Raw genomic sequence first — 20,249 nt, forward strand, 5'->3', positions numbered from 1 at the left:
CGTCCGCCACGAAGGCGGCGACCGCCTCCCTGCCGCGGACCGTGGCCGAACCGTTCCCGCCGTACGCCGCCTCCGGACCCGGAACGGCATCCGGTCCTGACTCCGGCTCCGGCTCCGGTCCCGGCTCCGGTCCCGTGTCTTCCGCCCCGGCCCCTGTCTCGACCCCTGCCCCTGCCTCGGCCTCTGCCCCGGCCCCTGTCGGGGAGACGCCGGCGGATCCGGCCGTCCTGGGGGACCTCCTGCTTCCGGTTCGGGGGCGGGTCGTGGAGTCAGCCGGCGCGGTGCTGGGGGGCGTGAGCGAACGGGTGACGGTCGTGGTGGCGAAGGTGGTGCCCACGGCGTCGCTGCCGAGCGTCTCCGAGCTGCCGACGCCGCCCTCGCCGGGCTCCTTCCCCGAGCTGCCGGACGCTCCCTCGCTGCCGTCCCTGCCGGCACTCGCCCCGTCGGCACGCACCCTGCCGGTGCCCGAACTGCCGATCCTTCCGGTGCCGGACCGTCCGGTGCCGGACCCGGGACCGGACTCCGGGACCGTCGACCCGGCGGCGCCGCGACCGCCGTACGGCCCCCCGCGTCTCGTGCGCGAGGCCCCGACGGGACCGGTCGCGCACGGCGGAGGGCAGGTCCGTGCCGGGCGTGCGGTGACCGGCACGCCCGCGCCCGCGGAGCGAGCGCCCGCCGGGCTGCCCGACGGCGCACGGGCCGGCGCGTCACAGCCCGACGGCGGCACGCCGCGGCACGGCGACGCGCACGCCGTGACGTCGCACCAGCGGGTGCCGCTGCCGTCGGCGCCCGGCAGCGCCGTGCGTACGGACGCGGCCGGGACCGAGGACAGGTACCGGGACATCCCCGTCTTCCCCGGTTAGGGCAGGCCGCCCTGCCTTCGCCGGCCGACGGCCGCGCGGGGTGGGGAGACGTCGCCCGCCGGCCCGGAGCCCGTGTTCCCGCTCCGGTGTCCGGATGCCGTCCAGCCTCGAGGACCCGACGCACGCATGAACGAGAACATCCGCCGTTCCCGCGCCATGGCCGCCGATGCCACGGGTGTGCGGCCGCTCGGCTCCACCGCCGCGAGCGCGGACGAGCCGCCGGCTCCCGCCCGCACTCCGCCGGACGTGTCCGCCCCCGCCGCCGTTCCCTCCGCGCGGACCGTCACCCGTACGGCTCGCCGATTCACCGAAAGGTTGACGGCTCCCGGCGCCCCCCTCGCGTACGGGGTGACCGGTGGCGCCGGTTCGGCGGCGCACGGCCGGGCCGGCCCGGCCGGTAAGGCCGGTACGGCCGGTTCCGGCGCCCGGGAGGCTGCCGGGCACGCTCTCACCGGTGTCGGAGCGGCTGCCGGGCACGCTCTCACCGGTGTCGGAGCGGCTGCCGGGCATGTCCTCACCGGTGCCCGGGCGGCTGCCGACACGGTCGTCCCCGTGCAGGTGCGGGACGCCGCCGGGGTCCGGCGCGGCTGAACCCCCGGCCCGCGCACGCGGTGAGCGCGCCCGCGCGCACCGTGCCCCGCGGGCCCCGCACGCTTCCCGCCGGCCGCGACGCCGGCGGGGCACCCGCTCCGCGGGAGGCAGGACCCGGACGGCCGAAGCCGTCGGTCGTTCCGGCCGTACCCCCGCGGAACGGGGCCGGTCGTCCCCATTGGGGTGGGGACGACCGGCCCCGAGCCCTCCGGGGCTGTTCCACGGGCCTCACCGGGCCGACCCCAGCCCGGTGAGGCCCTCCCCGGTCGCGTGCCTCCGCCTTCTCCACCACTCCCGCCTTCCCCACCGCCCCGCCTTCCCCTCCGCCTCCTCACAGGCGGCACGGCGTGCCAGTGATGTCGGCATCATGTGACAGGTATCACCGCTCAGGTGTGACCCTCGATTTAGGGGCCCCCCGCAAGCAGAGATAACCTGCGAGACGGACATGCCGCGCGCTCGGACACCGTGTGCGCCTCCCTTGTGACAGACGGCGGACGTCACGTTGCCCTCGCGGCACGCCCACGCAGACAACGAACCGCGAGATCACTGATAGGGACGGAAGCGCGTGGACCTGTTCGAGTACCAGGCGAGGGACCTCTTCGCCAAGCACGATGTACCGGTGCTGGCCGGTGAAGTCATCGACACGCCTGAGGCGGCCCGCGCAGCCACTGAGCGTCTCGGTGGCAAGTCCGTAGTCAAGGCCCAGGTGAAGGTCGGCGGCCGCGGCAAGGCCGGTGGCGTGAAGCTCGCCGCCACCCCGGACGAGGCCGTCGCCCGCGCGACGGACATCCTCGGCATGGACATCAAGGGCCACACGGTCCACAAGGTGATGATCGCCGAGACGGCCCCGGAGATCCTGGAGGAGTACTACGTCTCCTTCCTCCTGGACCGCACCAACCGCACCTTCCTCTCCATCGCGTCCGTCGAGGGCGGCATGGAGATCGAGGAGGTGGCGGCCACCCGCCCCGAGGCCGTCGCGAAGACCCCGATCGACGCCAACGAGGGTGTGACCCCCGAGAAGGCCCGCGAGATCGTCGAGGCCGCGAAGTTCCCGGCCGAGGTCGCCGACAAGGTGGCCGACGTCCTCGTGACGCTGTGGAAGACCTTCATCGAGGAGGACGCCCTCCTCGTCGAGGTCAACCCGCTGGCGAAGGTCGCCTCCGGCGACGTCATCGCCCTCGACGGCAAGGTCTCCCTGGACGAGAACGCGGACTTCCGCCACCCCGACCACGAGGCGCTCGTCGACCACGCGGCGGCCAACCCCCTCGAGGCCGCGGCGAAGGAGAAGAACCTCAACTACGTCAAGCTCGACGGCGAGGTCGGCATCATCGGCAATGGCGCGGGTCTCGTCATGAGCACCCTCGACGTCGTCGCGTACGCCGGTGAGGCCCACGGCGGCGTCAAGCCCGCCAACTTCCTCGACATCGGCGGTGGCGCCTCCGCCGCCGTCATGGCGAACGGCCTGGAGATCATCCTCGGCGACCCGGACGTCAAGTCCGTCTTCGTCAACGTCTTCGGCGGCATCACCGCCTGCGACGAGGTCGCCAACGGCATCGTGCAGGCGCTGCAGCTGCTCAAGGACAAGGGCGAGGAAGTCACCAAGCCCCTCGTCGTCCGCCTGGACGGCAACAACGCCGAGCTGGGTCGCAAGATCCTCTCCGACGCCAACCACCCGCTGGTCCAGCGCGTGGACACCATGGACGGCGCGGCCGACAAGGCCGCCGAGCTCGCGGCTGCGAAGTAAGGAAGAGGGACAGACACAGCCATGGCTATCTTCCTCGACAAGGACAGCAAGGTCATCGTCCAGGGCATGACCGGTGCCACGGGCATGAAGCACACCAAGCTCATGCTGGCGGACGGCACCAACATCGTCGGTGGCGTGAACCCCCGCAAGGCGGGTCAGTCGGTCGACATCGACGGCAACGAGATCCCGGTCTTCGGCACGGTCGCCGAGGCGATGGAGAAGACGGGCGCCAACGTCTCCGTCCTCTTCGTGCCGCCGGCCTTCTCCAAGGCCGCCGTCATCGAGGCGATCGACGCCGAGATCCCCCTCGCGGTCGTCATCACCGAGGGCATCGCGGTCCACGACACCGCCGCGTTCTACGCGTACGCGGGCTCGAAGGGCAACAAGACCCGGATCATCGGCCCGAACTGCCCCGGCCTCATCACGCCGGGCCAGTCGAACGCCGGCATCATCCCGGGCGACATCACGAAGCCGGGCCGTATCGGCCTGGTCTCGAAGTCCGGCACGCTGACGTACCAGATGATGTACGAGCTGCGCGACATCGGCTTCTCGTCCGCCGTCGGCATCGGTGGCGACCCGATCATCGGCACCACGCACATCGACGCGCTCGCCGCGTTCGAGGCCGACCCCGACACCGACCTGATCGTCATGATCGGTGAGATCGGCGGCGACGCCGAGGAGCGGGCCGCGGCCTTCATCAAGGAGAACGTGACCAAGCCGGTCGTCGGCTACGTCGCGGGCTTCACCGCGCCCGAGGGCAAGACCATGGGCCACGCCGGCGCCATCGTCTCCGGCTCCTCCGGTACGGCCGCCGCCAAGAAGGAGGCCCTCGAGGCCGCCGGCGTCAAGGTCGGCAAGACGCCGACCGAGACGGCGAAGCTGGCCCGGGAGATCCTGGCCGGCTGAGCGGCTTCCGCCGCCTGGACACCGGTGGGCCCGTCCCCTCGCGGGGGACGGGCCCACCGGTGCGTCCGGGGACCGCGCGCAGGCCGCAGCCGCCGTGCCGGCCGGGGGCCGTGCCGGCGGAGACCCCGTCGGCGGAGACCCCGTCGGCGGAGACCCCGTCGGCCGGGGGCGCGAGAGCGACGTGCGAGGAGCACGTCGGCGGTGGCCGCGTCGGCGAGGAGCACGTCGGCGAGGTCGCGTCAGCGGAGTTCCGGCAGGAGTCTCTCCGGGCCGTTCGCCGCTTCCGCCCGGAGTTTGGCCCGCAGCGCCAGTTCCGCGGCCGAGAGAGGTCCCGGGGCCGTCCTCGGGGGGACGCCGCGGACCGTCTCGCCGGGCGGGACCGGGGGCTCGTAGCGGGTGGGGGCCGATCTCAGGGTCAGGGCCGTCGCGCCGATGATCGCCACCGTGATGGCGATCGCCGCCCTGGTCCAGTACCGGGCCCGGCGTTCGCCGTCGCTCCGTACCGCCGGGGGCTTGGCGGCGCGCAGGCGCTCCGTCGACGCCGTCTCCGCCAGGCGGCTGTGCAGCTCGCGCGGTTCCGCCAGCTCCGGCAGCCGGGCGGCGACCGCCGCGCGGGCGTGCAGCAGGCGGTTCGCCGCCGCCGGTGTGCTCGCCTCCGTCTCCGCCGCGGTCTCCGGCAGCCCCAGGCCCACCCCGTCGTACAGCAGGAGGGTGCGGCGGTAGGACGGCGGGAGCGTCAGGAGGACGTCGAGCAGGGCCCGGTCGGAGGCGTCGGCCGGCGGTGGTTCGGGGTGGCGGTGACGGGGGCGGAACCGGTGCCAGGGCGACAGCGCGTACTCGTACGCCGTCGCGCGGACCCAGCTCGGCGGGTCGGGGTCGACGGCCACCTCCGGCCAGCGCTGCCAGGCGGCCTGGAAGGCCCGCTCGACCGACTCGCGGGCCAGTTCGCGGCGACCGGTCAGGAGGTAGGTCTGGCGGACGAGGGCCGGGGCGCAGAACGCGTACAGGGCGTCGAAGGCCTGAGCGGGAGTCAGGGGAGGGGAGAGAGGGGACGGCGGGGTGGCTGTGGCTGTGGCTGTGGCTGTGGCTGTGGGGGCAGGGGCAGGGGCAAGGGCGGTGGTGACGGAATCGGAATCGGGGCCGGGTTCGGGGCCGGAAGCGGGATCGGGGGTGGGGGGTTCACCGGTCTCGTCCGGACCGGTCGTCAGTTCGGGTGCGGACTCGGCCTTCTGGGGAGCCGTCACCTCGGGCGGCCGCTCGTCCGCCAGCCCGGCCAGCAGTTTCGCGTACGAATCCCTCTTGCGGCCGCTCGGAGTGGAGCGGCCGGTCTCCCACGCGCGCACCGTCTCCCTGCTGACACCCAGCCGTGCCGCCAGCTGAGCCTGTGTCAGCGAGCCCTTCTCGCGCAGGCGTCGGCGTTCCCTGGGCGGGGGGAGCGGGGTGTCGAAGCACTGGGTCACAGGTCACCCCTTCGTACGAAAAAGTACATAAACGTATATTGAGCGACACGGCGGATGTTCGCCCGTTACGACGGGAAAGCGCGTGTCGTTGGGACCATGGCGGGCGTGATCCGGATGACCGCTCGCCGTTCGTCGTTGTCGCTCCTCCTCGCCCGGTCGCGCCACCGTTCCCCCGGACTGGCCGCCGCACTGCTCGGCGGTGCGCTGGCCGCGGGGCTCGGGCTCGGTTCGTTCGCCGTGCTGGTGACGGTGCTGTGGATCAGCTCGCCCTATCCGGACAACGGGCCCGGTGGCGCGCTGCACGTCGCCGCCGCGCTGTGGCTGCTGGCGCACGGGGTGGAGCTGGTCCGCGACGCCGCCCCGTCCGGGGCCCCCGCGCCGGTCGGCGTCACCCCGCTGCTGCTGCTCGCCCTGCCGGTGTGGCTGCTGCACCGGGCCGCGCGGGACGCCGTGGACGGGACGGGGGAGGAGGGCGCCCCCCTGGTGAGCGCGCGGACCGCGTGGGCGGGGGTGGTCCTCGGGTACCTCGCCGTCGCCGCGGCGGCCGCGGGGTACGCGGCCGGCGGCGCCCTGCGGCCCTCCTGGCCCGGGCTCGTGGTGTCGCTGCCGCTGCTCGTGGCCGTCGCCGCGGGGGTCGGGGTGTGGGTGGCGTACGGGTGTCCCCGCGGGCCGGTGGAGCGGGTGCTGGCGCTGCTGCCGCGCGGGGCGCGGCGGCTGGTGCTGGGGGTGGAGGGCCGGGAGCGGGTGGCGGTGGCCGTGCGGGCGGCGGGGGCGGGGGCCGCGGTGCTGGCGGGGGGCGGCGCCCTGCTGGTGGCGGTCTCGTCGCTGTGGCACCTCGGGGTGGCGCGGGAGGCGTTCCTGGAGCTGACCGAGGTCTGGTCGGGGCGGTTCGCGGTGCTGTTGCTGTGCGTGGTGCTGGTGCCCAACGCGGCGGTGTGGGGGGCGGCGTACGCGCTGGGCCCCGGGTTCGTGCTGGGGGCCGGGCACGTGGTGGCGCCGTCGGCCTCCGACCCGGCTCCGCTGCTGCCGCCGTTCCCGCTGCTCGCCGCGGTGCCGGAGGCGGGTGCGGGCGGTGGCCTGAACTGGGCCGCGGCGGTCGTGGCGCTGCTGGGCGCGGGCGCGGTGGGGATGTTCGTGGGCCGGGGCGCGGTGCGGCCCGGCGGACGGGTCTGGTCCTGGAAGCGGACGGCGGGGGTGGTGGGGCTGGCGGGAGTGCTGTGCGCGGTCGGGTTCGGTGTACTGGCCGGGATGGCCGGGGGGCCGTTGGGCGTGGGGAACCTGGCCCGGTTCGGGCCGGTGGGGTGGCAGGTGGGTGCGGCGGTGTGGGCGTGGGTGGTGGGGGTGGGGGTGCCGGTCGGACTCGGTCTGCGGTGGTGGTGGGCGCGGAGGGAAGGGGAGGGGGCGGCAGCGGCGGTGGCCGTGCCGGCGCCGTCTCCAGGCCCGGGTCCGGGCCCGGGTCCGGGTCCGGTGGTCGTGCCCGCACCGGCCTCCGGCGGCGACGCCGAGCCGTACGACTTCGAGCGGGAGGAAGGGACCGGGATGCCGTGAGCGGCTGGGAGCCGTCTCGCCCCCGCCGCGCCTTCCCGTCCCCGCCTCGGGGGTCGCGCCTCGGACCCCTTGCCGGCTCGCCGGTTCCGGACGGGTCTCGTCCTCGAGCGCCGGACGGACCGGTGCGAACGGCTCGGCCCCGCCTGGGGCGTGTTGCGGAAGTCCCTCCCCCAGGGGGCTGCCCCCAGCCCGGCGACGCCTGGCACGCACTCCCCCGGAAGGGGGCACCCCCGGCCGCGTTGTCGGGATCGCCCCGGTGCAACCGGTGTCGGGGCGACCCTCCGCCGTGCGATCGCACGCACCGGACGCCGCCGGGCCCGCCCTCTTCGGGCGGACGACGTCACTTTCGCAACACGCCCTAGCTGTTGCCGCCCAGGACGTCCCTCAGCTGGGTGGGCAGGAGGTCGGTGCAGGCCTGCTTGGACTCGTTGGTCAGGGCGTCGCTCGTGCAGGTGTAGTAGTCGCGGTAGACCAGCTGCGCCGTGAAGGTGAGGGCCACCAGGGCCAGGGCCAGGGAGGCGGTGACGATGCCGCTGACGGCCGCCGTGGTCTGGGGGCGGGCGGGCGGCTGGGGGTTGTCCGGGTCGGGGGTGCGCGGCTTGGCGCGCAGCGCGCTGATGCCCCAGTTGAGGGCCAGCGCGCCGAGGAGGAGGGCCACGTAGGGCCAGCCGAAGAGGGCGAAGAAGAAGGCCCACATGCCGCACAGGAGGGCGTAGCGCGCGCGGCGCTGGGACGGGTCGGTGGGGTCCCAGCGCGGGGTGGGGGCGGGGCCGGAGCCGGGGCCGTCCTCGGGAGGGCCGCCGGGGCGCTCGCCGAAGCCGCCGCCGGAACGGCCGGGCTGGCGGTCGCTCCACTGGCTGCCCCAGGGGGAGTTCCCGGACGGCGGCTCGCCGGCGCCCCGGGCCGGGCGGCGGGGCTGCCACGGCCGGTCGGGGGTGCCCTCCGGGGGCGGGGCGAAGGGGTTGTCGTCGTCCGGCGAGGTGCCGCCCTGGGAGGAGTGGTCCGGCGAGGAGTGGTCCGGCGCGGAGCCGCCCGGCGGGGAATCCTTCGGCGAGGAGCCCCCGTCGCCGTTCGCCCGGCCCGTGGACGCGTCGGGCGGGGTGGCTGGGCGCTCCCGCAGCAGCACGGCGCCGCGCTCCCCTCCCTGCGGTGACTGCGGGGGGAGCGTGAGGAGTCGCAGACTGCGGTCCGGCATCAAGAGAGCGTCTTCCTCTATGGGATCACGACGGTGGTCACGGCCTGCCGGCCGAGGCGACCGCGTACGGCTGTCGGAGGTGAGCGGTCACAGGGAGAACGCTCCGCACGACGACCGCGTTCCCGAGCCCGTTCGCCCCAGACGCTACCTTCCGGCCACGCCCCCGTCCCGCGGGGGCCGTCCGGTGTGCCGGTATCGTTGCTGACGGTCGGCCGCTTCGTAGACTTCCCCGTATCCCGGGGCGCGAAGCATTCGTATGAATGCACAAGCGTGGCGTCGTGGGTCGGCCGACGACAGACGCTCCCCCGAGAAAGGGCCCCATCGTGGCCGCCAAGCCCGAGGCCAGGCGCCTCGTCGTGCTGGTCTCCGGTTCCGGTACGAATCTTCAGGCGCTGCTCGACGAGATCGCCGCGACCGGTGTCGCGGCGTACGGCGCCGAGATCGTGGCCGTCGGCGCGGACCGGGAGGGCATCGAGGGGCTCGCGCGGGCCGAGCGGGCCGGGATCCCCACCTTCGTGCGCAGGGTGAAGGACTACGCGACCCGCGAGGAGTGGGACGCCGCCCTCGCGGAGGCCGTCGCCGCCCACGAGCCCGACCTCGTCGTGTCCGCCGGGTTCATGAAGATCGTCGGCAAGGAGTTCCTGGCGCGGTTCGGCGGGCGGTTCGTCAACACCCACCCCGCCCTGCTCCCCAGTTTTCCGGGTGCCCACGGGGTGCGGGACGCGCTCGCGTACGGCGCCCGGGTGACCGGCTGCACCGTCCACTTCGTCGACGACGGCGTCGACACCGGCCCGATCATCGCCCAGGGCGTGGTGGAGGTCCGGGACGAGGACGACGAGAGCGCGCTGCACGAGCGCATCAAGGAAGTCGAGCGAAGGCTGCTCGTCGAGGTCGTGGGGCGCCTCGCCCGCAACGGCTATCGCATCGAGGGACGAAAGGTAGTTATCCAGTGACCGCCGAGAGCAACGAGAGCACCCAGCGGCCGATCCGTCGCGCGCTCGTCAGCGTCTACGACAAGACCGGCCTCGAAGAGCTGGCCCGCGGGCTGCACGAGGCCGGTGTCACCCTCGTCTCCACCGGGTCCACCGCCTCCCGCATCGCCGCCGCCGGCGTCCCCGTCACCAAGGTCGAGGAGCTGACCGGCTTCCCCGAGTGCCTGGACGGCCGCGTCAAGACCCTGCACCCGCGCGTGCACGCCGGCATCCTCGCCGACCTGCGGCTGGAGGACCACCGCCGCCAGCTCGCCGAGCTGGGCGTCGAGCCGTTCGACCTCGTCGTCGTGAACCTCTATCCGTTCCGCGAGACGGTCGCCTCCGGCGCCTCGCCCGACGAGTGCGTCGAGCAGATCGACATCGGCGGGCCGTCCATGGTGCGCGCCGCCGCCAAGAACCACCCCTCGGTCGCCGTGGTCACCAGCCCCGAGCGCTACGGCGACGTCCTCACCGCCGTCCAGGGCGGCGGCTTCGACCTGGCCGGCCGCAAGCGGCTCGCCGCCGAGGCCTTCCGGCACACCGCCGAGTACGACATCGCGGTGTCGTCCTGGTTCGCCTCCTCCTACGCCCCCGCCGACGACTCGCCGTTCCCCTCGTTCCTGGCCACCAGCCTGGAGCGCGCGCACACCCTGCGCTACGGCGAGAACCCGCACCAGCCCGCCGCCCTGTACACCGCGGGCACCGGCGGCCTCGCGGAGGCCGAGCAGCTGCACGGCAAGGAGATGTCGTACAACAACTACGCGGACACCGACGCCGCCCGCCGGGCCGCGTACGACCACGCCGGGCCGGCCGTCGCCATCATCAAGCACGCCAACCCGTGCGGCATCGCGACCGGCGCGGACGTCGCCGAGGCGCACCGCAAGGCGCACGCCTGCGACCCGCTGTCGGCGTTCGGCGGCGTGATCGCCGTCAACCGGCCGGTGAGCAGGGAGATGGCCGAGCAGGTCGCCGAGATCTTCACCGAGGTCATCGTCGCGCCCGACTACGAGGACGGCGCGCTGGAGGCGCTGGCCCGCAAGAAGAACATCCGCGTCCTGCGCTGCCCCGACGCCCCCGCCCACCCCGTGGACGTCAGGCCGATCGACGGCGGTGCCCTCCTCCAGGTCACCGACCGCCTCCAGGCCGCGGGCGACGACCCGGCCCACTGGACGCTGGCGACGGGCGAGGCGCTCACCGCCGACGAGCTGGCCGAGCTGGCCTTCGCCTGGAAGGCCTGCCGGGCCGTGAAGTCCAACGCGATCCTGCTCGCCAAGGACGGCGCCTCGGTCGGCGTCGGCATGGGCCAGGTCAACCGGGTGGACTCCGCCAAGCTCGCCGTCGAGCGGGCCGGCGCGGAGCGCGCGCGGGGGGCGTACGCCGCCTCCGACGCGTTCTTCCCCTTCCCCGACGGGCTGGAGATCCTCGTCGAGGCCGGGGTGAAGGCCGTGGTGCAGCCGGGCGGTTCGGTCCGTGACGAGCAGGTCGTCGAGGCCGCGAAGAAGGCAGGCGTCACCATGTACTTCACGGGGACGCGCCACTTCTTCCACTGATCCCGGCGGACGCCTGTCCCGCGGCTGCCGCGTGATCCGTGGCGGAGGCCTGATCCCGGCGGACGCCTGATCCGTGGCGGACACGGGAGGCGGGCGGCCCGGCACCGCGGCGGACCGCACGCCCCCACCGCCGCGGCGCCCGGTGGCTCAGGTCAGCCATCGCGCGCAGGAGCCGGAGGCCACCCACGTGGGGGAGTACGGCGGGCGTCCCGGGTGATCGCCGCGGGCGCCCCCGCCGACCGGTGCGGGCGCCTGACGGCTCCGGGGCCGGCCGGCGGGTCGGGAGCCGGCCGGTGGCTCCCGGGCCGGCCGGCGGGTCCGGAGGCGGTCGGTGTGTCCGGGGCCCTCCCGCGGTCCGGGACCGGCCGGCGGGTCAGTAGCGGGGCCGGCGGAACCAGCCCGCGCTCTCGCGCTTCGCGCAGAAGACGATCACCAGGATGCTGACGGCGATGAGGATGAGGCCCAGGCCCCAGGCCGTCAGCATGAAGATGCCGGTGACGATGGCGAACGAGCCGTACACGATGGAGCACACGCGCACGGCGTTGCCGCCCTTGGCGTACTGGAGGAGCAGCACGACGCCGAGGATCGCGAACACGGTGGCCAGGCCCGCCATGAACACGACGATGCCCTTGCCCAGGTCGGCGTAGCGCTCCACGTCCGGGTCGTCGGTCACCCCGGCCTTCAGCATCTCCTCGTCCCACCGGGACAGCACCCACACGTACGAGCCCGCGACGATCAGGTGGGCCAGGGCGATCACGCCCATCAGGACCTGCGCGACGCGGGTCGGCCGCGGCATCCGCCCCGGGCCGCCGGGGTGCTGCCCGCCCTGGAAGTACGGGTCGCCGCCCGGGTACTGCGGGTACGCCTGCTGCGGATACGGCTGCTGCTGGTACTGCTGCTGGTACGGCGGAGCCTGCGGGACGCCGTGGCCGGGCGGCTGCTGAGGGTGGCCGTAGCCGGGAGCGGCCGGGGGCTGCTGGGGCGGCGGCCCGTAGGGGTTGTTCGGCTCGCCGAAGCTCATGGCGGTCCTTCCTCCGTGTGCACTCGAGTGCGGGGACGACGCGTGGCACGTGCGGAGGAAAGTCGTACGGATGCGGTGCGTCCCCCCGGTACTGCCCGCGCACTGGCGTCAATCGTTCGTCAGCGGCCGGTTCGTTGTCCAGCCGGTGACCCGGGACGTTGTGCAAGTGCAACTCGGTGGATCACCGCCGCGACGGCCGCCGCGCCGGGCCCGGCGGGCGCGTCCGGCGGCGGGGCCACCCGGATTGGAACCGGGAGGGCGTCATCCGGGAGGATGGGTCCATGACCGCCCAGATTCTCGATGGCAAGGCCACCGCGGCCGAGATCAAGTCGGACCTGACCGCCCGCGTGGCGGCGCTGAGGGAGAAGGGCGTCACGCCCGGCCTCGGCACGATCCTCGTCGGGGACGATCCCGGCAGCCAGAAGTACGTCGCCGGCAAGCACCGTGACTGCGCCGAGGTGGGCATCGCCTCCATCCAGCGCGAACTGCCCGGCACGGCCACGCAGGAGGAGATCGAGGCGGTCGTCCGCGAGCTGAACGAGGACCCGGACTGCACCGGCTACATCGTGCAGCTCCCGCTGCCCCGGGGCATCGACGAGAACCGCGTCCTCGAACTGATGGACCCCGCCAAGGACGCCGACGGCCTGCACCCGACGAACCTCGGCCGCCTCGTCCTCAACGAACCGGCCCCGCTGCCCTGCACCCCCAACGGCGTGCTGACCCTGCTGCGCCGCCACGGCGTCGAGATCAAGGGCGCCGAGGTCGTGGTCGTCGGCCGCGGCGTCACCATCGGCCGTTCGATGCCGCTGCTGCTGACCCGGCGCAGCGAGAACGCCACGGTCACCCAGTGCCACACCGGCACCCGCGACCTCTCGGCGCACCTGCGGCGGGCGGACATCATCGTCGCCGCCGCGGGCTCGGCCCACCTGATCCGCGCCGAGGACGTCAAGCCGGGCGCGGCCGTCCTCGACGTGGGCGTCTCGCGCAACGCGGAGGGGAAGATCGTGGGCGACGTCCACCCGGACGTCCGCGAGGTGGCCGCCTGGATCTCCCCGAACCCGGGCGGGGTCGGCCCGATGACCCGCGCCCAGCTGCTCGTCAACGTGGTCGAGGCGGCGGAGCGCAGTGTCGGCTGACCCCGGGAACCACCCCGAGCGCACGGCCGCCGACCGCACGGCCGCCGGCTCCACCGACGCCGACCGCACGGACCACGCCGACGCCGTGGACGGGCCCGACGCCGTGGACCGGCCCGACGACGCGGACCGGCCCGACGACGGCGCGGCGGCCCGGTCCGCCGAGGAGCGGGCGTTCGTGGAGCCCGTCGCCAGCGACCCGGTCAGCGCGCCCGACGCCGATGGCGTCCCGCGCCGCACCACCCGCCGCTTCCCCCTGTTCACGCGGGACACCGCCCGCCCCGAGGGCGGCGGCCGGGCCGCACCCGGGGACGCGCCCGCGCCCGCCCGGCAGTGGCCGATCCTGGCCGTCCTCGGCCTGGTCGCCCTCGGCCTGCTGGTGACCGCCCTCGACCAGTTCCGCGTCGGCACGATCCTGATCGGCGCCGCCCTGCTCGGCGGCGCGGCCCTGCGCTGGTTCCTGCCCGGCGTGGGCATGCTCGCCGTCCGCTCCCGCTTCACCGACATCGCGACGTACGGCGTGCTGGGCGCGGCGATCGTCCTGCTGGCGCTGATGGCCCAGCCCGGTCCGTGGCTGCAGATCCCCTTCCTCAAGGACACCCTGCACTTCACGGTCGACGGCTGACGGCTGACGGCCAGGCTCCACGCGCGTACGGCGGCCCGTCCTCTCCCCCGAGAAGGACGGGCCGCCGCCGTGCTCCACGCTGCCGCACGGGGAGCGCGCCGTTCAACGGCCGGCCGCGCGCTGTGGCACAGCGGTGACCGTTCCGCCACCGTGTACGCGCCCTGCCACAGTCACGCCCGGACCGGGAACCGGTCCCGCCGGGAGAGCCGCGGCCCCCGGCCGGGCGCTACCGTGGCCGCGGGGGACACGGCGCGGGAAGGGGGGATCGATGCCTCGCCGGAAGGACCTGCCGGACGGACTGGATCCGCGGGTCGGGGAGTTCGTCACGCGGCTGCGCCGGATCGTGGACGACAGCGGTGCGAGCCTCGCCGCGCTCGCCGAGGGCACCGGCTACGGCAAGGCGTCCTGGGAGCGCTACCTCGACGGCCGGCTGCTCGCCCCCAAGGGCGCGGTCGTCGCCCTGGCCGAGGCCACCGGCACCGACCCGGTCCCGCTGGTCACCCTGTGGGAACTGGCCGAGCGGGCCTGGAGCAGCTCCGCACTGCGGCACGACGGCGCCACCGAGGCCGTCCTCCTCTCCCGTGCCCGCACGGTGACGGCCCCGGCGCCCGGCCCCGGACGGCCCGCGCGGCGCCCGATGGTGTTCCTGGCCGGCGCGCTCGGCGCGCTGGCCGTCACCGCGGGCGCCTTCCTCCTGACCGACGGCGGCCCCGCCGGGAGCGGCCGGACCGCCGCCGCGACGCCGGTCCCCTCCGCCGGCCCCGCCCGCGGCCTGCCGCCGGGCGTGCTGTGCGCCGGCCCCGGCTGCACGGGCAGGGACCCGGAGGAGACGGGGTGCGGCGGCGAGCACGTCACCACGGCGCGGAGCGTCACCGTCGGCGCGGCCCTGCTGGAGGTCCGCTACAGCGACACGTGCGGCGCCGCCTGGGGCCGGCTCGTCGGGGCGGTCCGGGGGGACACCGTCCGGGTGACCGTGGGCCGGGTCCGGCAGACCGGCGGCATCGACGACGCCGGTGAGACGATCGCGTACACGCCGATGGTGGCGGTACGGGAGCCGGGCGAGATGCGCGCCTGCGCGGAACTGGCCTCGGGACAGCGGGGCTGTGCCTAGGCGTGTCCCACCGGGGCGGGGCCGTACCCGGCCGGCCCCCGGTGCCGTCCGGAAAGAAACCGGCGCGCACAGGAATACCCCGTCACCCTTCGGGCACGCGAACGGTACCCCCACGGGAATCCGGCACGACCCGGCACCCCGATCGGCGGCCGCCCGGTTCCCCCCTCTCCCGGACCGGCGGCCGCCTCCCGCGCTGTCGGGGCGGTCACCGCGGCCCGGCGCGGCGGCCAGGACCGGGCGTCGCTCTGTGGGACGGGCCACACAACCCCGGACGTACGGCATCCCGGATGCGCGATAGCCTGACCGCTGGTCGATCTCTTGACGCCGAGAGATCGATCAAACGTCCGGGGCAGGGACGCCCCACCGCCAGCTGTCATACGGAGAACGCCATGACCCGCACTCCCGTGAACGTCACCGTCACCGGCGCGGCCGGCCAGATCGGTTACGCACTGCTCTTCCGCATCGCCTCCGGCCAGCTGCTCGGCGCGGACGTGCCGGTCAGGCTGCGTCTCCTGGAGATCACGCCCGCGCTGAAGGCCGCCGAGGGCACCGCCATGGAGCTGGACGACTGTGCGTTCCCGCTGCTTCAGGGCATCGACATCAGCGACGACCCGAACGTCGCCTTCGACGGCACCAACGTCGCCCTCCTCGTGGGCGCCCGCCCGCGCACCAAGGGCATGGAGCGCGGTGACCTCCTGGAGGCCAACGGCGGCATCTTCAAGCCGCAGGGCAAGGCCATCAACGACCACGCCGCGGACGACATCAAGGTCCTCGTCGTCGGCAACCCGGCCAACACCAACGCCCTGATCGCCCAGGCCGCCGCCCCGGACGTACCGGCCGAGCGCTTCACCGCGATGACGCGCCTGGACCACAACCGCGCGCTGACCCAGCTCGCGAAGAAGACGGGCTCCACGGTCGCCGACATCAAGCGCCTGACCATCTGGGGCAACCACTCCGCCACGCAGTACCCGGACATCTTCCACGCCACCGTCGCGGGCAAGAACGCCGCCGAGGTCGTCAACGACGAGAAGTGGCTGGCCGAGGACTTCATCCCGACCGTCGCCAAGCGCGGTGCGGCCATCATCGAGGCGCGCGGCGCCTCCTCGGCCGCCTCCGCCGCCAACGCGGCCATCGACCACGTGTACACCTGGGTCAACGGCACCGCCGAGGGCGACTGGGCCTCCATGGGCATCCCGTCCGACGGTTCCTACGGCGTCCCGGAGGGCCTGATCTCCTCCTTCCCGGTCACCTGCAAGGACGGCGCGTACGAGATCGTCCAGGGCCTGGACGTCAACGAGTTCTCCCGCGCCCGCATCGACGCCTCCGTGCAGGAGCTGGCCGAGGAGCGCGAGGCGGTCCGCGCGCTCGGCCTCATCTGAGCCACGGCGTCCGAGTCACGGCACGACGCACCACCGCACTTCCCGGTCCCCGGGCGGCACCGGCCGCCCGGGGACCGGTGCGTCCGGGGACGCGCCGGTCCCGCCGTCCGAGGTGTGGACCACCGAGGACCGGAACACGGCCTCCCCGCCGATCCGCCTCCCCGCCGCCCCGCCGAGCGCAGGCCGCCGACCCGCCGGGCGCAGGCCAGAGGCTCAGCCCGTGGGAGGCGGCGAAGAGGCGGGCGGGCCGTCAAGGGCCGCCCCGGCGACGCGTCGCGGGTGTCCGTCGGGCGGGGCGTCACCGCCGGGCGGAGGATCACCCGTGCTGCCCCGGCCGGTAGTGACCGGGCACCAGCCGGCAGGTCACGCCGAACCGGTTCCACGCGTTGATCACCGTGATCGAGGCGATCAGCTGCGCCAGCTCCGCCTCCTCGAAGTGCTCGGCCGCCCGCCCGTACACCGCGTCCGGCACGAACCCGTCCGTCAGGACCGTCACCGCCTCGGTGAGCGCCAGCGCCGCCAGCTCCCGCTCCGTGTAGAAGTGCCCGGACTCCTCCCAGGCGCTGAGCTGCACGATCCGCTCCACGCTCTCCCCGGCCGCGAGGGCGTCCTTGCTGTGCATGTCCACGCAGAACGCGCAGCGGTTGAGCTGCGAGGCGCGGATCTTCACCAGCTCCAGCAGCGTCGGGTCGAGGCCCTTGCGGGCGGCGGCGTCCAGCCGGACCATCGCCCGGTAGACCTCGGGGGCCAGCTCGGCCCAGGCCAGCCGGGGGGTGTGCTCGGGGGCGTACTCCACGGTCGTCGTACTGGTCGTGCTGTCGGTCGCGTTCGTCATGCCCTCGACCCTAGGAGCGGGGCTGCCCACGGGTATGGTCCATTTCCATGCCGGAATCATGGGCCAATCTGGGCGTCGACCTGCACCTGGAACCGACCGGACCCGGTCTGCGGCGCGGGCTGACCGACGCCCTGCGCGAGGCCGTCCGGGGCGGCCGGCTGGCCCCCGGCACCCGGCTGCCCTCCTCCCGCACGCTCGCCGCCGACCTCGGCATCGCCCGCAACACCGTCGCCGACGCCTACGCCGACCTGGTCGCCGAGGGCTGGCTGACCGCCCGGCAGGGCTCCGGCACGCGCGTGGCGGACCGCGCCGTGGTCCCGCCGGCCGGTGCGGCCGCCCCGCGCCCGCCCCGGCACCGCCCGGCGTTCGACCTGCGCCCCGGCACCCCCGACCTCGCCTCCTTCCCCCGCGCCGAGTGGCTCAGGGCCGCCCGCCGCGCCGTCACCGCCGCCCCCAACGACGCCTTCGGCTACGGCGATCCGCGCGGCCGCGTCGAGCTGCGCACCGCCCTCGCCGGCTACCTCGCCCGCGCCCGCGGCGTGCGCACCGACCCCGGACGCGTCCTCGTCGTCGCCGGGTTCGCGCACGGCCTCCAGGTGCTGGGCACGGTGCTGCGCGCCCGCGGGGTCCGCACGGTCGCCGTCGAGTCGTACGGCCTCGACGTGCACGAGCAGCGGCTGAGGGCGGCCGGACTGCGCACCGTCCCCCTGCCCTTCGACCGGCTCGGCAGCGACCCCGGGAGCCTCGGCGGCGTCGGTGCGGTCCTGCTCACCCCCGCCCACCAGTTCCCGATGGGCGTCCCCCTGCACCGCGACCGGCGGGCGGCCGTCGTGCACTGGGCGCGCAGCACCGGCGGACTGGTCCTGGAGGACGACTACGACGGCGAGTTCCGCTACGACCGCCAGCCCGTCGGCGCCCTCCAGGGCCTCGACCCCGACCACGTCGTCCACCTGGGCACCGCCAGCAAGTCCCTCGCCCCCGCCCTGCGGCTCGGCTGGGCGGTCCTGCCGCCCGGCCTGGCCGAGGAGGCCGCCGACGCCAAGGGCGGCATCGACACCTGCGGCGTCCTCGACCAGCTGACCCTGGCAGAGTTCCTCACCTCCGGCGCCTACGACCGCCACGTCCGCTCGGCCCGCCTGCGCTACCGCCGCCGCCGCGACGCCCTGGTCACGGCCCTGGCCGCGCACGCCCCCGACGTCCGCGTGACCGGCATCGCGGCGGGCCTGCACGCCGTGGTGGGCCTCCCGCCCGGCACCGAGCAGCCGGTGATCCGGGCAGCGGCCCGGCAGGGCCTGGCCCTGTACGGCCTCTCCCGCTTCCGGCACCCGTCGGCCCGCGCCGCCCCCCTGGACGCCCTGGTGGTCGGCTACGCCACCCCACCGGACCACGCCTGGGCAGGGGCCCTGACCGCACTGTGCCGGGCCCTGCCCTGACCACCGGCCGCCCCGCCGCGGCCGACTCCGGGCGTGCCGTCTCCGCGACCGGCCCCGTCCGCAGCCCGCCCCGACCTCCCCGGAAGGCCGTACGCCCGCTCCGGGGCCGGGCCGGCCGTCCCCTCCCGCGTCGCTCGCATGGTGGACGTCGCCCCGTCGGCGTCCCGTGGCCCCGGTAGGCTGGCGGACGGGCCGTGACTGGCGCGCTGGGATGGGACGGACCATCGGGGAGCGGCCCTGAGCGACCGAGTGCCGTGCGCCTGGGCCAGACCGAGAACGTGACCGCTTGCACGCCACGCCATCCGGAGGCCGACGTCATGTCAGAGCAGCAGCCCCTCTCCACCGAGTCCACCGCCTTCCGCGCCGCCCTCGACGTGGTCCGCGCCGTCGAGCCGCGCGTCGCCGACGCGATCGGCCAGGAGGTCGCCGACCAGCGCGAGATGCTCAAGCTGATCGCCTCCGAGAACTACGCCTCCCCGGCCACCCTCCTCGCGATGGGCAACTGGTTCAGCGACAAGTACGCCGAGGGCACCGTCGGCCGCCGCTTCTACGCGGGCTGCCGCAACGTCGACACCGTCGAGTCCCTCGCCGCCGAGCACGCCCGCGAACTCTTCGGCGCCCGCCACGCCTACGTCCAGCCGCACTCCGGCATCGACGCCAACCTGGTCGCCTTCTGGGCCGTCCTCGCCGACCGCGTGGAGGCGCCCTTCCTGGAGAGGACCGGCGCCCGCCAGGTCAACGACCTCTCCGAGGCCGACTGGGCCGAGCTGCGCCGGGCCTTCGGCAACCAGCGCATGCTGGGCATGTCCCTGGACGCCGGCGGCCACCTCACCCACGGCTTCCGCCCCAACATCTCCGGCAAGATGTTCGACCAGCGCTCCTACGGCACCGACCCGGCCACCGGCCTGATCGACTACGACGCGCTGCGCGCCACCGCCCACGAGTTCAAGCCGCTCATCATCGTCGCCGGCTACTCCGCCTACCCCCGGCTGGTGAACTTCCGGATCATGCGGGAGATCGCCGACGAGGTGGGCGCGACCCTGATGGTCGACATGGCGCACTTCGCGGGCCTGGTCGCGGGCAAGGTGCTGACCGGCGACTTCGACCCGGTCCCGCACGCCCAGATCGTCACCACCACCACCCACAAGTCGCTGCGCGGCCCGCGCGGCGGCATGGTCCTGTGCGACGACTCGCTCAAGGACCAGGTGGACCGCGGCTGCCCGATGGTCCTCGGCGGCCCGCTCCCGCACGTCATGGCCGCGAAGGCGGTCGCCCTGGCCGAGGCCCGGCAGCCCGCCTTCCAGGACTACGCCCGCCGCATCGTCGACAACTCCCGTGCGCTGGCGGAGGGTCTGACGCGCCGCGGCGCGACCCTCGTCACCGGCGGCACCGACAACCACCTCAACCTGATCGACGTCGCCACCTCCTACGGCCTCACCGGCCGTCAGGCCGAGTCGGCCCTCCTCGACTCGGGCATCGTCACCAACCGCAACGCGATCCCCGCCGACCCCAACGGCGCCTGGTACACCTCCGGCATCCGGGTCGGCACCCCCGCGCTGACCACGCGCGGCCTCGGCACGGCCGAGATGGACGAGGTCGCGGCCCTGATGGACCGCGTCCTGACGACGGCGGAGCCGGGCACGACGAAGTCGGGCGCCCCGTCGAAGGCCTCCCACGTCCTGGACGAGAAGGTCTCCGACGAGATCTCCCGGCGGGCCACCGACCTGGTGGCGGGCTTCCCGCTGTACCCGGAGATCGACCTCGGCTGAGGCGTCCCGTGAAGGGGGGGCGGGGGCGGGGGCCGGCCGGGGCCCCCCCCCCCGCCCCCCCCCCCCCCCCCCCCCCCCCCCAACCCCCCCCCCCCCCCGGGGGCCCCGGGGGGCG

17 protein-coding genes are annotated in these 20,249 nt (G+C 74.9%); 13 read left to right on the plus strand and 4 right to left on the minus strand.

What is annotated here, in order from left to right:
• The first annotated feature begins 293 nt into the window (after positions 1 to 293).
• The 4 genes from ACF09K_RS02060 to sucD all read left to right on the plus strand — a co-directional run bounded on the left by ACF09K_RS02060 (position 294) and on the right by sucD (position 4,104).
• Entirely contained in the window at positions 294 to 863 is a 570-nt protein-coding gene (locus tag ACF09K_RS02060) for a hypothetical protein (RefSeq protein WP_392240528.1), read from the plus strand.
• 126 nt (positions 864 to 989) lie between these two features.
• On the plus strand, positions 990 to 1,454 hold the full coding sequence (locus ACF09K_RS02065; protein ID WP_392240529.1) for a hypothetical protein: 465 nt from the start codon (positions 990 to 992) through the stop codon (positions 1,452 to 1,454).
• Positions 1,455 to 2,019: 565 nt separating this feature from the next.
• The gene (gene sucC, locus ACF09K_RS02070) at positions 2,020 to 3,198 is read left to right on the plus strand and encodes an ADP-forming succinate--CoA ligase subunit beta (protein ID WP_392240530.1); all 1,179 of its coding nucleotides are present in this window, start codon (positions 2,020 to 2,022) and stop codon (positions 3,196 to 3,198) included.
• Between the two features lie 21 nt (positions 3,199 to 3,219).
• The gene (sucD, locus tag ACF09K_RS02075) at positions 3,220 to 4,104 is read left to right on the plus strand and encodes a succinate--CoA ligase subunit alpha (protein ID WP_392240531.1); all 885 of its coding nucleotides are present in this window, start codon (positions 3,220 to 3,222) and stop codon (positions 4,102 to 4,104) included.
• A gap of 239 nt (positions 4,105 to 4,343) precedes the next feature.
• On the opposite strand, the gene ACF09K_RS02080 is transcribed toward sucD, so the two are convergent.
• A complete protein-coding gene (locus ACF09K_RS02080; protein ID WP_392240532.1) occupies positions 4,344 to 5,564 on the minus strand; it encodes a helix-turn-helix domain-containing protein in 1,221 nt (406 codons plus the stop codon).
• Positions 5,565 to 5,660: 96 nt separating this feature from the next.
• Between ACF09K_RS02080 and ACF09K_RS02085 the strand changes: the two genes are divergently transcribed.
• Positions 5,661 to 7,112 carry a DUF6350 family protein gene (locus tag ACF09K_RS02085; RefSeq protein WP_392240533.1) on the plus strand — a complete coding sequence of 484 codons (1,452 nt, stop codon included), beginning with the start codon at positions 5,661 to 5,663 and terminating at the stop codon, positions 7,110 to 7,112.
• A 358-nt stretch (positions 7,113 to 7,470) separates the two neighbouring features.
• Here ACF09K_RS02085 and ACF09K_RS02090 read toward each other — a convergent pair whose 3' ends face one another.
• Positions 7,471 to 8,307, minus strand: a complete 837-nt coding sequence (locus ACF09K_RS02090) for a hypothetical protein (RefSeq protein WP_392240534.1) — start codon at positions 8,305 to 8,307, stop codon at positions 7,471 to 7,473.
• A gap of 323 nt (positions 8,308 to 8,630) precedes the next feature.
• Between ACF09K_RS02090 and purN the strand changes: the two genes are divergently transcribed.
• Both purN and purH read left to right on the plus strand, forming a co-directional pair.
• Positions 8,631 to 9,260, plus strand: a complete 630-nt coding sequence (gene purN, locus ACF09K_RS02095) for a phosphoribosylglycinamide formyltransferase (RefSeq protein ID WP_392240535.1) — start codon at positions 8,631 to 8,633, stop codon at positions 9,258 to 9,260.
• Positions 9,257 to 10,828, plus strand: coding sequence for a bifunctional phosphoribosylaminoimidazolecarboxamide formyltransferase/IMP cyclohydrolase (gene purH / locus ACF09K_RS02100; RefSeq protein WP_392240536.1), 1,572 nt, complete (start codon positions 9,257 to 9,259; stop codon positions 10,826 to 10,828). The genes purN and purH overlap by 4 nt, the downstream gene beginning before the upstream one ends.
• Before the next feature lie 373 nt (positions 10,829 to 11,201).
• Here purH and ACF09K_RS02105 read toward each other — a convergent pair whose 3' ends face one another.
• Positions 11,202 to 11,849 carry a hypothetical protein gene (locus ACF09K_RS02105; RefSeq protein ID WP_392240537.1) on the minus strand — a complete coding sequence of 216 codons (648 nt, stop codon included), beginning with the start codon at positions 11,847 to 11,849 and terminating at the stop codon, positions 11,202 to 11,204.
• Positions 11,850 to 12,130: 281 nt separating this feature from the next.
• On the opposite strand from ACF09K_RS02105, the gene ACF09K_RS02110 reads away from it, so the two are divergent.
• From ACF09K_RS02110 to ACF09K_RS02125, 4 genes are all read left to right on the plus strand, one after another.
• A complete protein-coding gene (locus ACF09K_RS02110) occupies positions 12,131 to 12,985 on the plus strand; it encodes a bifunctional methylenetetrahydrofolate dehydrogenase/methenyltetrahydrofolate cyclohydrolase (RefSeq protein WP_392240538.1) in 855 nt (284 codons plus the stop codon).
• Positions 12,975 to 13,607, plus strand: a complete 633-nt coding sequence (locus ACF09K_RS02115; RefSeq protein WP_392240539.1) for a DUF3017 domain-containing protein — start codon at positions 12,975 to 12,977, stop codon at positions 13,605 to 13,607. Before ACF09K_RS02110 ends, ACF09K_RS02115 begins: the two co-directional genes overlap by 11 nt.
• Before the next feature lie 268 nt (positions 13,608 to 13,875).
• Positions 13,876 to 14,718 (plus strand): DUF2690 domain-containing protein, encoded by an 843-nt coding sequence (locus tag ACF09K_RS02120; RefSeq protein ID WP_392240540.1) that lies wholly within the window; start codon positions 13,876 to 13,878, stop codon positions 14,716 to 14,718.
• Positions 14,719 to 15,107: 389 nt separating this feature from the next.
• Entirely contained in the window at positions 15,108 to 16,097 is a 990-nt protein-coding gene (locus tag ACF09K_RS02125) for a malate dehydrogenase (RefSeq protein ID WP_392240541.1), read from the plus strand.
• A 316-nt stretch (positions 16,098 to 16,413) separates the two neighbouring features.
• On the opposite strand, the gene ACF09K_RS02130 is transcribed toward ACF09K_RS02125, so the two are convergent.
• Positions 16,414 to 16,932, minus strand: coding sequence for a carboxymuconolactone decarboxylase family protein (locus ACF09K_RS02130; RefSeq protein WP_392240542.1), 519 nt, complete (start codon positions 16,930 to 16,932; stop codon positions 16,414 to 16,416).
• Between the two features lie 47 nt (positions 16,933 to 16,979).
• Between ACF09K_RS02130 and ACF09K_RS02135 the strand changes: the two genes are divergently transcribed.
• Both ACF09K_RS02135 and ACF09K_RS02140 read left to right on the plus strand, forming a co-directional pair.
• Complete coding sequence (locus ACF09K_RS02135; protein ID WP_392240543.1) at positions 16,980 to 18,365, plus strand: PLP-dependent aminotransferase family protein; 1,386 nt, start codon at positions 16,980 to 16,982, stop codon at positions 18,363 to 18,365.
• 317 nt (positions 18,366 to 18,682) lie between these two features.
• Entirely contained in the window at positions 18,683 to 20,134 is a 1,452-nt protein-coding gene (locus ACF09K_RS02140) for a glycine hydroxymethyltransferase (RefSeq protein WP_392240544.1), read from the plus strand.
• Positions 20,135 to 20,249 lie beyond the last annotated feature (115 nt).

It is taken from the genome of Streptomyces sp. NPDC014882, from assembly GCF_043081325.1.
Classification (GTDB): Bacteria; Actinomycetota; Actinomycetes; order Streptomycetales; family Streptomycetaceae; genus Streptomyces.

Coding starts and splice junctions, on each gene's coding strand:
- ACF09K_RS02125 (WP_392240541.1), top strand. CDS start 15,108: ATGACCCGCACTCCCGTGAACGTCACCGTCACCGGCGCGGCCGGCCAG.
- ACF09K_RS02140 (WP_392240544.1), top strand. CDS start 18,683: ATGTCAGAGCAGCAGCCCCTCTCCACCGAGTCCACCGCCTTCCGCGCC.
- ACF09K_RS02065 (WP_392240529.1), top strand. CDS start 990: ATGAACGAGAACATCCGCCGTTCCCGCGCCATGGCCGCCGATGCCACG.
- ACF09K_RS02120 (WP_392240540.1), top strand. CDS start 13,876: ATGCCTCGCCGGAAGGACCTGCCGGACGGACTGGATCCGCGGGTCGGG.
- sucD (WP_392240531.1), top strand. CDS start 3,220: ATGGCTATCTTCCTCGACAAGGACAGCAAGGTCATCGTCCAGGGCATG.
- ACF09K_RS02135 (WP_392240543.1), top strand. CDS start 16,980: ATGCCGGAATCATGGGCCAATCTGGGCGTCGACCTGCACCTGGAACCG.
- ACF09K_RS02085 (WP_392240533.1), top strand. CDS start 5,661: ATGGCGGGCGTGATCCGGATGACCGCTCGCCGTTCGTCGTTGTCGCTC.
- ACF09K_RS02130 (WP_392240542.1), bottom strand. CDS start 16,932: ATGACGAACGCGACCGACAGCACGACCAGTACGACGACCGTGGAGTAC.
- ACF09K_RS02105 (WP_392240537.1), bottom strand. CDS start 11,849: ATGAGCTTCGGCGAGCCGAACAACCCCTACGGGCCGCCGCCCCAGCAG.
- ACF09K_RS02090 (WP_392240534.1), bottom strand. CDS start 8,307: ATGCCGGACCGCAGTCTGCGACTCCTCACGCTCCCCCCGCAGTCACCG.
- ACF09K_RS02110 (WP_392240538.1), top strand. CDS start 12,131: ATGACCGCCCAGATTCTCGATGGCAAGGCCACCGCGGCCGAGATCAAG.